Source organism: Actinoalloteichus sp. AHMU CJ021 (assembly GCF_002895405.1).
In the GTDB taxonomy this organism is placed as follows: domain Bacteria; phylum Actinomycetota; class Actinomycetes; order Mycobacteriales; family Pseudonocardiaceae; genus Actinoalloteichus_B; species Actinoalloteichus_B caeruleus.
In genome coordinates this window covers 1501808-1515699 of sequence record NZ_CP025990.1, presented here as the reverse complement: position 1 = coordinate 1515699, position 13892 = coordinate 1501808, and the positions used below count along the sequence as shown (strand labels likewise).

The window sequence follows — 13892 nt, the reverse complement described above, 5'->3', positions numbered from 1 at the left end:
TCGAAAGTGTCCGTTGGGCTCTTGTCTGGTTGAAAATTTCACGGGATGGTAGGTCGGTGCCGGGTGCGCCGCATTCGCGGGGTGGTCGACAACCGCGATCCCGCGTTGCGCGTCACCCGTCGGTCCCGTTCGACGCGCCACCACATTAGAGGGTCGGCTGCGCGGCTCGCGGTACTGACTAGGTCAGTAACCAGAAGAGGTGACAGGCATCATGCGAATGGCTGAGACGCGCACCTTCACTTTCTACCGACGTGTGACAGGCAGTGATATTCGCAGTGGTCCTTGCACCAATCAGGTGGAGTTGAGTGAGGACAGACGTGGACTGTTCTTACGTTTGGCATCCACCGCGCGATTCTCCATCCTACTGAACCGATCAGGTGTCACTGGACTGATCGACGCGGTGGCGGACACCGCCGGACCCGCACCGAGCGATGTCACGGGCACGCACGATCTTCACGGCGTCATGCGGATGCGGGTCACGCGCCCGGCCGACGGCCGCGCGGTCACGCTCACCCTCGCACCGGGCGACGACGAGATCAGCGTGGTGTTCACCTCCCACCAGCGGGAGGAACTGCTCGGGCACCTGCGCGGCGGCCTGGACCTGCTGCGCGGCCCGTGAGAGCCGCCAGACCTCACCCGCCCGCGACCAGGTCCCCGTACTCGGGGTGCCGACGGATCCACTGCTCCACGAAGGGGCACCGCGGGCGCACGGCGAGGCCCCGGCCCCGGATGTCGTCGAGCGCGCGCCTGGTCAGCTCCCCACCGACGCCTCGGCCGCCGAGTTCCGGTCGCACCTCGGCGTGGGTGAGGACCAACAACCCGGGTTCCCGCTGGTAGTCGAGGAAGCCGCCGGGCCTCCCGTCCACGAGGACCTCGTAACGCGATCGTTCCCACACGTCCCGCACCTCGATGTCCACGCCGTGCCACCCCTTCCCGTCGCTCCCGCGCGGCCCCACCCCGATCGTCCCGTCAGGAGGAGGTACCCGCCGTGTCGGCGTCCGACACCCGGGGGCGGGTCCCCGTTCCGCCGTCGGGCGAGACTGGGTCGTCGTCGCCGGAGGCGGGAGCGGGGACGTCGTCGCGGTGCCGCAACGACAGCAGGCCACCCACCACCAGGGTGATGAGCACGCCCAGCGGCGTGTACCACGGGAAGGCCAGCGCCAGGTCCTCTCCCCCGACCGGGATCTTCACCCCGAAGGCGATCAGCAGTACCCCCACGACAGTGCAACCGAAGGCGACCAGCGCGTCGCCCTGACGGGCCCGCTTCACCAGCAGCCCCAGCAGGAAGGCGCCGAGGAGCGCCCCGTAGGTGTAGCTCGCGATGCTCAGGCCCATCTCGACCACGGGGTTGTCCGTTCCCGTGAACAGCGAGGCGAAGACGACGAAGACCAGCGCCCACACCAGCGTCCAGATCCTGCCGTGCCGCAGGATCACGGAGTCCGCCAGCGGTCGCCGGCTGAACCGTTGGTAGAGATCGCTCACCGTCGAGGTGGACAACGAGTTCAGCGACGAGGACAGGGTGCTCATCGCGGCGGCGAGGATGCCGGCGACGAACAACCCCGACAGGCCGGGCGGGAACTCGGTGATGACGAAGGTGGGGAACAGGTCGTCGTTGGTGGCCATGCCGAGCTCGGCCGGCGCCGCGCCACGGTAGAACATCCACATCATGGCCCCGACCAGCAGGAACAGGGCGAACTGGAAGAACACCACGACGCCGCTGACGATCAGGGCGCGCTGGGAGTCGCGGACGTCGCGGCAGGCGAGCAGCCGCTGCACCATCAACTGGTCCGCGCCGTGGGAGGCCATCGCGAACACCGCCCCGCCCAGGACCGCGGTGACGAAGGCGTACTGGTTGGTCAGGACGTGCGAGCCGAAGTCGAGGAACTGGAGCTTGCCCGCCTCCACCAGCCCCGAGAACCACCCGTCCGGCAGCCGACCGGCGAGCAGCGCCACCGCGACGAACCCGCCCGCCGTGTAGAGGGCCATCTGCACGAGGTCCACCCAGATCACGGCCCTGATCCCGCCGAGGTAGGTGTAGACGACGGTGAACAGGGACAGGCCGAGGATGATCTGCCAGAACTCGGCCTCCACGCCGAAGGTCGCCAGGAGGATCTTGACCGGGATCGCGGTGGCGAACAGGCGCACCCCGTCCGCCAGCAGCCGGGTCACCAGGAAGGTCACCGAGGTCGCGCCCTGGAGCCCGCCGCCGAAGCGCTTCCCCAGGAAGGCGTAGGCGCTGACCAGGTTCCCCCGGAAGTAGCGGGGCAGCAGCACGAAGGCCACCACGATGCGACCGATCAGATAACCGATCGCCAACTGCAGGTAGGTAAAGGACCCCAGGTACGCGACGGTCGGCACGCTGATGACCGTCAGCGCGGACGTCTCGGTGGCCACCACCGAGAAGCACACGGCCCACCAGGGCAGGTTCCGGCCACCCACGAAGTAGTCGGAGGATGAGCGTTGCCTGCCCGCCAACAGGACGCCGAGCACCGGCATCAGCAGCAGGTATCCGACGATGACGGCAAGGTCCAGGGTGTGCACGGTGCCTCCCGATCAGATCGCGGTGGGGAGCTGCCGGTCGACCTCACCGAGTAGGAGGCGTCGGGGCCGCTGGGGGTGTGGTTGGGGCAGGGTCAACGGGTCCGCACCCGGGGTGATGGACCCGAGCAGCCTCGGACCGGAGGCACCGGTGGCCGACGGCAGGTTGGCTGGGAGGCCGTGCCAGCCGAGGAACCCGAGAAGCGCCGCGAGGCAGGCTTCCTTGCCGTCGGAGGGGAGACCGAGAGCCTCGGCGGTGACCACCTCGGCGGGTGCGACGGCCCTGGCCAGGGCGGACATCAGGGTGCGGTTGCCGACGCCGCCGCCCGAGACCACCACCCGGTCCGCCCGGTGCCGCGCGCACGCGTCCGCGACGGTGCGAGCCGTCAGCTCGACCAGGGTGGCCAGCAGGTCAGCGGTCCCGGGCCGCCCGTCATCAGGGCGGTCCCCCCACCACGAGGCGAGCGCGGTGCGCAGGTAGTCGCCGTTGAAGTACTCCTTGCCGGTCGACTTCGGCGGCGGGGCCGCGTAGTAGGGATCGGCCAGCAGCCGGTCGAGCAGCCCGTCCAGCACCCTGCCGTCCGCCGCCAGGGTTCCCCCCGGGTCGTGGTCGTGCCGGCCCCGCGTCAACTCGAGGCACGCCGCGTCCAGCAGTGCGTTCGCCGGGCCGGTGTCGTAGGCGACGACGTCCGGGCCCGAGGCCACGGTGATGTTGGCGATCCCACCGAGGTTCAGCGCGACCGTGGTCCCTCGGCTGGGTGGCTGGTCGGAGCCGGCCGACACGGCCGCCAACCACCACGAGTCCAGCAGGGCCGCCAGCGGCGCACCGTGCCCCCCTGCCGCGACATCCCTGGCACGGAGGTCGGAGATCACCGGAAGGCCCGTGGCCTCGGCGATCCAGGCTGGCTGCCCGATCTGCAACGTCCCGCGACAGCGGCCCCCGTCCACCCAGTGGTAGATCGTCTGCCCGAGTGAGCCGACCAGCCCGGCCGCGCCGCCTCCCCACCGGGCGAGGCCATGTCGCGCGGCGGCGGCGAAGGCCTGCCCGACCTCCGTGTCCAGCTGGCAGAGTTCGGCCGTGTCGCACCGGCCGGGCGGGAGGGCCGCAGCCAGGCGCGCTCGAAGCCGCGGGGGGTACTCGACCGCGTCGGTCCCCAGGGTGTCCAGCCGCACCGCGTCCCCGGACAGGGCGAGGTCGACCACCGCGACGTCGACGGCGTCCATCGACGTCCCCGAGATCAACCCGACCACCCGAGAACTCTTCACCTGATGTGGTCTAGAGCACTTCGCTGCTTCGCGCAAGTGGTTGATCGCGGTAGGTGAACCCCGGGCGGGGCTTCCGGCCTGATGGCCCCCGGCCCCCGGCCCACCACACCCACCCCGCCCCCGACCGTGCGGCGGGTGACGTGCGTCCAGTGCGAGGATGGGGCGGTGTCAACCACCCTGATCTGGATCATTGCCGCTGTTGCCGTGGTGCTGGTCGTCGCGCTGGTGACCGGTCTGCTCCTGGCACGCCGAAGGCGCATCAGCCTGCGCGAGGAAGCCCGGCGTTCCGAGGAGCTCGATCAGGGCCGCCCGGGCGCGCGGGGCGGCGGGTACCAGGCCGGCGGGGGAGTGAGCCTGTCCTCGGGCTCGGCGGCCCCGCCGACGACGGAGTCCCCGGACCGCCCGGCCACGGCTCCCGCCACCGACCAGGAACGGCCGCCGACGCCACCGCCCACGGCGGAGGCGCCCAGCGAGGCCGCCGAGCACCCGGTGACCGAGCGGACGGAGACCGACGGCCAGCCCGGGGTCGGCGACGACGCCTCGGTTCCCCGCGACACCGCCCGCCGGGACGTGGTGGACGTCGAGCTCCCGGAGGACGGTGACCAGGCGACCACCGACCCCGGGACCACCACGGACATCCCACCGCGCCGTGCCCCCGAACCGCCGAGCACGACGCCACCGGCGGTCGAGCCGCCGTCCCCCCCGGTCCCCCCGGCCGAGACCTCCGTCACCGAGCCGGAGGAGCCCTCGGCTCCCACCGAGCCCATCGCACCCACCACGGGCCGACTGGAGCGGCTCCGAGGACGCCTGTCCCGGTCGCGGTCCACCCTCGGGCAGAGCCTGCTCGGCCTGCTCGGCGCCGGTGATCTCGACGAGGACTCCTGGACCGACGTCGAGGACACGCTGCTGCTGGCCGACCTGGGGGCCTCCGCCACCGCCGAGATCGTGGAGAAGCTGCGCGCCAGGATCGCGACCAGCGGGGTGCGCGACGCCGACCAGGTGCGGCGAATGCTGTCCGAGGTGCTGGTCGAGGCCCTCCAGCCGGGCTGGGAACGGTCCGTTCGCGCGCTGCCGCACAGCGGGCGGCCGGCCGTGGTCCTCGTGGTGGGGGTCAACGGCACGGGCAAGACCACCACGACAGGCAAGCTCGCCAGGGTCCTCGTCGCCGACGGGCGTCAGGTCCTGCTCGGCGCGGCGGACACCTTCCGGGCCGCCGCGGCGGACCAGCTCGCCACCTGGGCGGAACGGGTCGGGTCCGTCGTCGTCCGGGGACGTGAGGGAGCCGATCCCGCCAGCGTGGCCTACGACGCCGTGCGCCAGGGCATCGAGCGGGAGGCCGACGCCGTCCTCGTCGACACCGCGGGCCGGTTGCACACCAAGACCGGGCTGATGGACGAGCTGGGCAAGGTCAAGCGGGTCGTGGAGAAGCAGGCCGAGGTCGACGAGGTGCTGTTGGTGCTCGACGCGACCACCGGTCAGAACGGGCTGGTGCAGGCCAGGGTGTTCTCCGAGGTCGTCGACGTCACCGGGATCGTGCTCACCAAACTCGACGGCACGGCGAAGGGCGGGATCGTCTTCCAGGTCCAGCGGGAGTTGGGCGTCCCGGTCAAGTTGGTCGGCCTCGGTGAGGGGCCGGACGACCTCGCGCCCTTCGAACCCGGCGCTTTCGTGCGTGCGCTGCTCGACTGAGCGATGACGACACCGGTGGAGGCGGTCGCGGGCCCCTCCACCGGTGTCGCCCTCCAGCGAGTGGCTGAGGAGCAGCGCGTCATCCTCCGGTGAACCGCTGACGCCGTGCGGTGGCACGGCGTTCCGTCATCTGCCGGGTGTCCCTACTCCGTCCGTGGTGACTACTCCGCCGAATCGGTGATCTCACCGTGAATTCTCGCCGTCCGGTCTGTCCTTACCGGGAACAGGTGTGCAGTGTTGGTCCACCCGCCGGCACCGGCTGGGTGACGGCGGTCCAACCTCACGACGGAGGACGGACGAATGTTGCGAATACTGGGGCGGGTCGCGGTCGCGCTGCTGGCGTTGACCCTGTTCACCGGCACCGTGTCGGTGGCCACGGCGCCGGAGGCGCACGCCTACAACTGGACGAGAACACTGCGGGTGGGGGACAGCGGCGCCGACGTCCGCGAACTCCAGATCCGCGTCGCGGGATGGGCCGCGGGCAGCTCCTCCCGCACCCACATCGCGATCGACGGTCAGTTCGGCCCGGCGACGGAGGGGGCGGTCCGCCGCTTCCAGTCGGCATACGGCCTCGCGTCGGACGGCATCGTCGGCCCGGCGACCCAGGCCCAGCTGAACTGGCTCGAGGCCTCGGACGGCTCCACCCGGCACTTCAACTTCTCCGAGTTCCACTCGAAGGACGGGGCCGGGTTCAGCGGCGGGAACGTCGGGGCATCCACCGTTCGGGAGAACGTCCGGCGGCTGATGTACAAGCTGGAAGCGATCCGCAAGAAGGCGGGTGACCGGCCCATCACGATCAATTCCGGTTTCCGCAGCCGGTCGCACAACTCGGCCGTCGGTGGCGCGGCCAACAGCCAGCACACCTACGGCATCGCCGCGGACATCGTGGTGAGCGGACGCTCCGTCAGCCAGGTCATCGGCTACGCGCAGACGTCCGGTTTCTCCGGAATCATCCGGTACTCGACCTTCACCCACGTGGACAGCAGGGTGGAGTACTCCTACGGCGGTGGCGGGTACTACTGGGCCGTCTGACCCACGGGGATCCCCAGGTGAAACCGGGTACCAGGTCGCGGGGCGGGAGCGCGGGGCGCTCCCGCCCCGTCGCGTGGCCCGCCCCCGCGCGGCGGAGATCGACGCCCGGAGGAAGACGATCAGGGGACACGCCGTCGTAACGAGGAACATTCACACTTCACGGCGCCGAAACCTCCAGGGACGACGACGGAAATAGCCGGCATCAATGCTCGCGCCAGTTCGGTCTAATGGAGGCGACATGGATAGTGGCGATGCCGCGTGGGTGCTCACCAGCGCTGCCCTGGTAATGCTGATGACGCCCGGCCTGGCGTTCTTCTACGGCGGGATGGTCCGCGCGAAGAGCGTGCTCAACATGATCATGATGAGCCTGGGGAGCATGGCCGTCGTTGGCGTGCTGTGGGTTCTCTACGGCTACTCCATCGCGTTCGGGCAGGACGTCGGCGGTGGCCTGCTCGGTGACCCCACCGAGTTCCTCGGGCTCCGTGGTCTCATCGACGGATCGGCCATGTCCGGCTCGATCCCCACCATCGTGTTCGTCGCCTTCCAGGCGATGTTCGCGATCATCACGGTGGCGTTGATCTCCGGCGCCATCGCCGACCGCGCCCGGTTCGGCCCCTGGCTGGTCTTCGCCGGCCTGTGGGCGACCCTGGTCTACTTCCCGGCCGCGCACTGGGTCTTCTCCTTCGACGACGAGGAGACCGGCTACGTCGGCGGGTGGATCGCCAACAGCCTGGAGGCGATCGACTTCGCCGGTGGGACCGCCGTCCACATCAACGCCGGGGCCGCCGCACTCGCCCTGGCGCTCGTGCTCGGCCGCCGCCGCAACTGGCCGCAGGACCCCGGGCGACCGCACAACCTGCCGTTCGTCGTCCTCGGCGCCGCCCTGCTCTGGTTCGGCTGGTTCGGCTTCAACGCGGGTTCCGCGTTGGCCGCCGACGCCACCGCCGGACTCGTCATGGTGAACACGCTGGTCGCCACGGGAGCCGCGATCCTCGGTTGGCTGCTGGTCGAACGGATTCGCGACGGCCACGCCACCACCCTCGGCGCCGCCTCGGGCATCGTCGCCGGTCTGGTGGCGATCACCCCAGCCGGCGCCTCGGTCAGCCCGGTGGGCGCGGTGGCCCTGGGTGTCCTCGCCGGCGCCGTGTGCGCGCTCGCCATCGGTCTGAAGTACCGGCTGGGGTACGACGACTCGCTCGACGTCGTCGGCGTCCACCTGGTCGGCGGCATGATCGGCACCGTCATGATCGGCCTCCTCGCCTCGGAGGAGGCGGGCGGAGTCGCCGGGCTGTTCTACGGCGGTGGCCTCGACCTGCTCTGGCGGCAGACCGTCGGCGCCCTCGCGGTCCTGGCCTTCTCGTTCGTCGTGAGCCTCCTGCTCGCACTCGCCATCAAGGCGACGATCGGGTTCCGCGCCAAGCCGGAGGACGAGGACCTCGGCGTCGACCGCACCGAACACGCCGAGAGCGCGTACGCGCTGGCCGGACCCGCGACCGCGAGCCGGACCGAGTCCCCTGGAGCAGCACCCTCGGGCTCCACCGACGGCCCGGTGATCGCCGAGAGGAGTTCCCGATGAGGCTGGTCACCGCCATCGTCCGCTCGGCCGCGCTGGACGACATCAGGGCGGGCCTCGACCGCCTCGGCGTGCTCGGCATGACCGTGAGCGAGGCGCGCGGCTACGGCCGGCAGAAGGGCCGCACCGAGGTGTACCGGGGTGCGGGGTACGCCGTCGACTACATCACCAAGCTCCGGGTGGAGGTGCTGGTCGACGAGACCAGGACCGAGGACGTCATCAGGACCGTGGTCGAAGCGGCACGCACCGGTGAGGTCGGCGACGGCAAGGTCTGGGTGACACCCGTGGAGACCGTCGTGCGGGTCCGCACCGGCGAACGCGACTCCGAGGCGATCTAGACCGTCGCGCGACGACCACCGCCGCCAGGAGACCCGAAGGGCCCCGTTCCCGTCCAGGGAACGGGGCCCTGCCACGTCCGCCGTCCTCCACGTCCCGGCGGTGCGTCCTCCTGGACGAGCCCGCGCGCCTGGCCCCGTTCCGCCGTTCGGCGGTCTACGGTGACAACACCGCCCGGACTCCGCACGGCGACCCCGGTGACCGCCCCCAGACCCGGATGCGTAGGACTACACAGCCCGAATGAAGGGCCTTCACGCTGCCCCCAGAAGATCGCGGACGCCACCATTGATCACGTCAGGCCGGGAAGCCGGGCCTGCGAGGGAGCCGAGGGTTTCGCCCCCACAGGGGGTGGGGCGAAACCCGCACGGCACCGGTCGCGGCCTGACGGCGCGGTGACCGGGCGGGTCCTCCGGGGGAGGAGGACCACCGCCCTGTCGAACCGGCGTCTGCTTCCGGGGTGGCCGTACGAGGGGTCGGTCACCCCGGGGTGCCGGGCCCCGGTCGTGCCGGCGGACCCGCTGTCCCACCGGGGGGTGGGCGGCGACGGGACGTCCGACACGATCACGGCCCCGACAACGGAAAGGCGTCGGGGCGAGGGGTGAGGGTGTGGGAAGGGGCCGACGGATGGTGCGAAAGGGGGAACCGTCCGTCGGCACACCCGTGCGGGCCAAGGGCGGCCGTGCCTCCTGCGGGCCCGGGTCTTCGCGGCACACGGTTCGGCGTCTCCGCTCCTTTCGGGTGCGTGCTCCTTGTGGTGCTGGAGAGCCACGTCATCACCGCGACGGTGATGCCGGCTGGTGGGGGGCGGTCTCTCGGTTCGGGTGGCCGGGAGGATTGCGCTTGATCTGGGTGCGCTGTTCGCCCGTCCCTGCTCCGTTCGGCGGAGGTGAACCGATTTTCTCCGGTTCGTGGTACCGCCGTTGGTAGCGTTGGCCGGTGCGGCGCCGGCTGAGGTCGGTCCGTGGGGAGGATGTGGGAGGCAGCGTGCACATCGAGAGCGACGGCGGCGGTGCCGGTTCCGCGTTTCCCTCGACGGCGAAGATGACGGGCAGTGTCGCGGCGTTCGGCGCGGCGGCCGCGGCGGGAAAGGTCTCGATCGACCCCGAGAGCGCCGAGAGCATGGCCGCCAAAATCGACGCTATCGCCGTCCGTGCGAACAAGCGACTCGACAAGTTTGAACTCTTGGAGCAGGGCGTTCGTCTCGGTTCCAGTCCGGTAGCTTTGACTATGGCCGAGCAGGACCTGGCGACGGCAGTGGGCACGCCCACCTCGGCTAAGGAGAACCTCGTACTCTACATCAAGGCACTTGAGGATCTCGCCGCGGCCATCAGGGCTTCCGCCCGTAACACCCAAGGTCGGGATGCTGAGAACGCCACCCGGCTTACCGAAATCGGAGACGACCTCGTATGACCGGTTGGACACGCCGTCAGAATTCAGCTGCGGGTGTTATGGGAGTTGTTGCCATGCTCCTGGTTGTGGCGGGTTGCACCTCGGAAACCCCTGGGCAGGCTTCTTCCGCCACCGTCGAAGAACCGGGTAGCTCTGCAGTAGCGGGTACGTCTGCGGCCGAGGGTGAACCCTCTTTTGAGGATGAGTTGGCGAGTGTGCTGCCGTGTGAGGTACTCGATGACGACCAGGTCGCTAACCTGGGGTTCGATCCCTTCACCGCCGATTTTGATGACGCCGGGATTCTCAACGTATGCCAGTACACGGTGGGGCCAGTGGAGACCCCTTTGATGTCTATCAACATCGGCGTGGACCAGCCCTTGGATGAGCTGAATCTGACCAACTTCAACGCGATTGATCACCAGGTCGGCCCACTGCGAGCACTGTTGATCACGGACGACCGTGATCCGAACAAGTGTCAGATTTCGATGGAACTCGGGGAAAACGCCCACGCCACGGTTCGCGTGATGTTCACCGACTCGCGGGAAGCGGCGTGTGAGGCAGTAGAGCGGCTGGCTGCTGCCGTGGAGCCCGAACTGCCCCGCGAGACGCCGTGATTCCCCGTCGGGCTGGTGGAGTCGTGGGCGGCACTGAGGGTAAGGACACGCAAGGCAACGGGGTGTTCGAACCGGGCTACCCCTGTGCTGTGGGGGCATGACTGTTGTCGGATGTCGGCCAAGGGCGGCCGTGCCTCCTGCGGGCCCGGGTCATCGCGGCACACGGTTCGGCGTCTCCGCTCCTTTCGGGTGCGTGCTCCTTGTGGTGCTGGAGAGCCACGTCATCACCGCGACGGTGATGCCGGCTGGTGGGGGCGGTCTCTCGGTCCGGGTGGCCGGGAGGATTGCGCTTGATCTGGGTGCGCTGTTCGCCCGTCCCTGCTCCGTTCGGCGGAGGTGAACCGATTTTCTCCGGTTCGTGGTACCGCCGTTGGTAGCGTTGGCCGGTGCGGCGTACCGGCTGAGGTCGGTCCGTGGCGGAGGATGTGGGAGGCAGCGTGCACATCGAGAGCGACGGCGGCGGTGCTGGTTCCGCGGTCCCCTCGACGGCGAAGATGACGGGCAGCATCGCGGCGTTCGGCGCGGCCGCTGCGGCGGGCAAGGTCTCGATCGACCCGGAGAGCGCCGAGAGCATGGCCGCCAAGATTGACGCCATCGCCGTCCGAGCCCGCAAGCGGCTCAGGCACTTCGACTTTTTGGAGCAGGACGTTCGTTTAGGTTCCAGCCCAGTCGCGATAACTATGGCCGAGCAGGACCTGGTGGCGGCGATGGCACGCCTACCTCGGCCAAGGAGAATCTCCTACTCTACATTCAGGCGCTTGAGGATTTGGCCGCAGCTATCCGAGCTTTCGCCAGGAATACCCGGGATCGGGATACTGAGAACGCCACCTTGCTCAACAACTCCGGAGACGACCTCTCGTGATCGTTTGGAAATCCCGTCAATGTGGTGTTGCGGCTATTGCAGGAGTTGCCCTGCTCACTATCGTGACAGCCTGCACCTCGCAGACTCCTGGTCAAGCTCTAAACGCACCCACGTCTGATCCAGGTAGTTCTGATATGACAGGTATGTCTCCTGTCGAGGACGGGTTGTCCTTCGAAGATGAGTTGGCGGGCGTGCTGCCCTGTGAACTCCTTGACGACGACCAAATTATCGAGCTGGGGTTCGACCCTTCAACTGCCGAATTTGATGACGTGGGAGTGGTATACATGTGTCAGTATACTGTGTCCCCGGTGGAGACCCCACTGTTGTCGATCAATGTCGACCGTGACTGGCCGATGGACGATCTTAACTTAACCAACTTCAACACTGTGGAACACCAGGTTGGTCCGCTACGCGCGTTGTTGATCACGGATGACCGTGAGCCGAACAAGTGCCAGATCTCGATGGAACTCGGGGAATCAGCCCACGCTACTGTAATAGTCAGCTTCACGGAGTCTCGGGAGGAGGCGTGTGAGTCCGCTGAGCGGGTGGCCGGAGTCCTCGAACCAGAACTGCCGCGTGAGGCGCGGTAGTCCCGCCGATCGGCGGCTTGTCCGAGACTGGTGGGGGTGGCGCCGTCCGCGGCGCGAGGGGTAACGGTGCCACTGCCCCGTTGTTCCGGTGGTTGCGGCGCGGTCGCTGGTCGATGTCCCGTACGGGGTGCGCGACGCGCGTGCGCAGGAGTGGAGCGGGGCGGGCGGAGGTGACCTCGCGGGCGGTGGTTGGCGAGCCTCACCGCCCTGGGAGGCTGGTCCACTTCGGTGACGAGGCCGGGGGCTCACGGTAGGGGTGGGACGCGGGTGCGAACCGAAGCCTGCCTTCCGCGCTGGCGCAGGAGGTGAGCGGGGGCATCGGCGAGGTGTGACAGGCACCCGAGACCGCTGTGTTCGGCTGCTGGTTCCCGCTCGGCCAGTGCCGACGGGCGGGTGATCCCCTGAACAGCGACCGGAGCCAGCTCGCGCCTCGTGTTCCTCGCGCCCTCGGGTGGAGGAGCCGTTCCGACTGGCCTTTGCGGGACCCGTCCCAGCATCAGGCGGACGGGCCCCGTCCCGGGGTCAGCGTGGGCGGGTCTCCGTGGTCTCCTCCTCCACCTCGATCCGCTCGGCGCGCACGCGTTCGGTGATGGTCTCCTCCTCCAGGTAGACCTCACTGGCCAACCGCACGCGCTCGACGGGCACGATCTCGCGGGAGATGACCGGCCGCTCCTCGTAGAGCACGATCTCCTGTTCCTCCTCCCCGAGGTCCAGGTGCTCTCCGTAGGCCGCTCGCTCGGTCTCCGACACGGCCTCGGTCCGCAGGCGGGCGCGTTCCCGTTTGAGCGACACGTTGACCTGCACGGTCTCGTTGACCACGTACTTGCGCAGCCGGGCGCGTCCGACCCGTACCCGTTCGGTCCGCACCAGGAGCCGCTCCTCGAAGCGGGTCATGGTGCTTTCCTCGTCGGTGGTCAACGGTGCCTGTTCCCTACCGGTCGCCTCCTCGACCGGCACGGGTGCCGTGACGGCCCCCGGGTCGACGGGCGTGCCGGGGGCGTCGGCAGTGACCGGCGGTGGCGGGGCGACGGTCGGGGTGGGTGCGGTCCGTTCGGTGCTGCGCTCCGGCCACGTCTCGGCCCGGTTCGTGGCCAGCGGCATGTCAGCGGCCTGCGCCATGGCGTCGGCGGCGGGCGGCGGTGGTGGGGTGGTCGCTCCAGCCGGGGACGCCTCGGCTGGCCGCTGGCTCGGCGTCTGGAGCGGTTCGCCGGCGGTGGCCTCCCCAGGGGGCGGCGGCCCGACGGGGGGTGTTGCGGCGACCTCGCCGCTCTCGGAGCGTTGCTGGGGCGGGGTGGGCGCGTGGACGGGTCCTGGCGGCTCGGTGGCCGTGTCCTGCGACGTCGCGGTCCGTTCCTCGGCGCCGGACAGCTGCTCGCCGCTCTCCCGCTGTCGCGGCAGGCCGTAGTAGTCGTACAGCCTGCGCTCCTCCTCGAAGGGCAGCTCGCCGCGCTCCGGGGAGACATGGGGCGCGTCCTTGACCTGGTTCTTGCTGTAGCGCACCTCGATGCCGCCGTTCTCGGTCATGTGCATCCCGGCCATCGGCACGAAGATCTCGTGCATGCCGAACAGGCCGGTGTGCACCGTCAGCCAGGAAGGTTCGCCGGATGGGCCGTCCAACCAGACCTGCGCGACCTTGCCGATCTTCTGACCGTCCGCCCCGTAGACGGTCCGGCCGGGAAGCTCCCTGATGTCCTGCACGTCACTGGTCATGTTTGCCACCTCCAGACGACTACTCTGATTGGAGTACCCGCGGGGTGGTTCTGCCAGGCGAAATACCCGAAGGTGTGAGCAGCCGTCGGTGGTTCCGGGGGACCTCGTCCTCCTGCCGTGACAGGGGTTCTCCGGGGCCGGGGACGCCGGGCCTCCTCCCGACACCCACCCGGTGGTGGGGACGCGGCCGGGGACTCGGACGCCGAGCCCACCCGGGCCGCGCGCCCGGGAGCGGTGAGGCCGGCCCGTGATCGCTGTTCCGCGCGCGTGTCGCGAGCGCGTGCCGCCGGCCC

General features: G+C 69.6%; 12 protein-coding genes. 8 read left to right on the top strand and 4 right to left on the bottom strand.

All coding sequences use genetic code 11. The features are described from left to right. The first annotated feature begins 199 nt into the window (after window positions 1–199). A complete protein-coding gene (locus tag C1701_RS27185; protein WP_155886005.1) occupies window positions 200–619 on the top strand; it encodes a hypothetical protein in 420 nt (139 codons plus the stop codon). A 13-nt stretch (window positions 620–632) separates the two neighbouring features. Here the strand turns inward: C1701_RS27185 and C1701_RS06145 are convergent, their stop codons facing one another. Genes C1701_RS06145 through C1701_RS06135 form a run of 3 tightly spaced genes read right to left on the bottom strand, consistent with a single transcriptional unit; the run spans window position 633 to window position 3762 of the window. Then, window positions 633–917: a GNAT family N-acetyltransferase gene (locus tag C1701_RS06145; protein WP_026417096.1), complete on the bottom strand. Its 285-nt coding sequence runs from the start codon at window positions 915–917 to the stop codon at window positions 633–635. Window positions 918–969: 52 nt separating this feature from the next. After that, window positions 970–2541, bottom strand: a complete 1572-nt coding sequence (locus C1701_RS06140) for a sodium:solute symporter (RefSeq protein ID WP_016699529.1) — start codon at window positions 2539–2541, stop codon at window positions 970–972. 12 nt (window positions 2542–2553) lie between these two features. After that, window positions 2554–3762 (bottom strand): anhydro-N-acetylmuramic acid kinase, encoded by a 1209-nt coding sequence (locus C1701_RS06135; RefSeq protein WP_051313410.1) that lies wholly within the window; start codon window positions 3760–3762, stop codon window positions 2554–2556. Between the two features lie 207 nt (window positions 3763–3969). Here C1701_RS06135 and ftsY point away from each other — a divergent pair, with 207 nt between their 5' ends. The 7 genes from ftsY (at window position 3970) to C1701_RS06095 (ending at window position 11889) form a co-directional block, all read left to right on the top strand. Then, window positions 3970–5493, top strand: a complete 1524-nt coding sequence (gene ftsY, locus C1701_RS06130; RefSeq protein WP_026417094.1) for a signal recognition particle-docking protein FtsY — start codon at window positions 3970–3972, stop codon at window positions 5491–5493. A gap of 300 nt (window positions 5494–5793) precedes the next feature. After that, the gene (locus C1701_RS06125) at window positions 5794–6525 is read left to right on the top strand and encodes a D-Ala-D-Ala carboxypeptidase family metallohydrolase (protein WP_026417093.1); all 732 of its coding nucleotides are present in this window, start codon (window positions 5794–5796) and stop codon (window positions 6523–6525) included. Window positions 6526–6763: 238 nt separating this feature from the next. Beyond that, window positions 6764–8101, top strand: coding sequence for an ammonium transporter (locus C1701_RS06120; RefSeq protein WP_081715176.1), 1338 nt, complete (start codon window positions 6764–6766; stop codon window positions 8099–8101). After that, on the top strand, window positions 8098–8436 hold the full coding sequence (locus C1701_RS06115) for a P-II family nitrogen regulator (RefSeq protein WP_026417092.1): 339 nt from the start codon (window positions 8098–8100) through the stop codon (window positions 8434–8436). The genes C1701_RS06120 and C1701_RS06115 overlap by 4 nt, the downstream gene beginning before the upstream one ends. A gap of 982 nt (window positions 8437–9418) precedes the next feature. Beyond that, the gene (locus tag C1701_RS06110) at window positions 9419–9844 is read left to right on the top strand and encodes a hypothetical protein (RefSeq protein ID WP_081895289.1); all 426 of its coding nucleotides are present in this window, start codon (window positions 9419–9421) and stop codon (window positions 9842–9844) included. A 53-nt stretch (window positions 9845–9897) separates the two neighbouring features. Next, complete coding sequence (locus C1701_RS06105; protein ID WP_081893322.1) at window positions 9898–10437, top strand: DUF3558 domain-containing protein; 540 nt, start codon at window positions 9898–9900, stop codon at window positions 10435–10437. An 858-nt stretch (window positions 10438–11295) separates the two neighbouring features. Then, window positions 11296–11889, top strand: a complete 594-nt coding sequence (locus C1701_RS06095; RefSeq protein WP_337662163.1) for a DUF3558 domain-containing protein — start codon at window positions 11296–11298, stop codon at window positions 11887–11889. A 522-nt stretch (window positions 11890–12411) separates the two neighbouring features. On the opposite strand, the gene C1701_RS06090 is transcribed toward C1701_RS06095, so the two are convergent. Next, the gene (locus tag C1701_RS06090) at window positions 12412–13599 is read right to left on the bottom strand and encodes a DUF2382 domain-containing protein (RefSeq protein WP_103055661.1); all 1188 of its coding nucleotides are present in this window, start codon (window positions 13597–13599) and stop codon (window positions 12412–12414) included. Window positions 13600–13892: the final 293 nt, after the last annotated feature.

Bases quoted from the DNA above. Each gene is read 5' to 3' on its own strand.
- C1701_RS06120 (WP_081715176.1), top strand. From the start codon at position 6,764: ATGGATAGTGGCGATGCCGCGTGGGTGCTCACCAGCGCTGCCCTGGTA.
- C1701_RS06105 (WP_081893322.1), top strand. From the start codon at position 9,898: ATGCTCCTGGTTGTGGCGGGTTGCACCTCGGAAACCCCTGGGCAGGCT.
- C1701_RS06125 (WP_026417093.1), top strand. From the start codon at position 5,794: ATGTTGCGAATACTGGGGCGGGTCGCGGTCGCGCTGCTGGCGTTGACC.
- C1701_RS06115 (WP_026417092.1), top strand. From the start codon at position 8,098: ATGAGGCTGGTCACCGCCATCGTCCGCTCGGCCGCGCTGGACGACATC.
- C1701_RS06135 (WP_051313410.1), bottom strand. From the start codon at position 3,762: ATGGACGCCGTCGACGTCGCGGTGGTCGACCTCGCCCTGTCCGGGGAC.
- C1701_RS06090 (WP_103055661.1), bottom strand. From the start codon at position 13,599: ATGACCAGTGACGTGCAGGACATCAGGGAGCTTCCCGGCCGGACCGTC.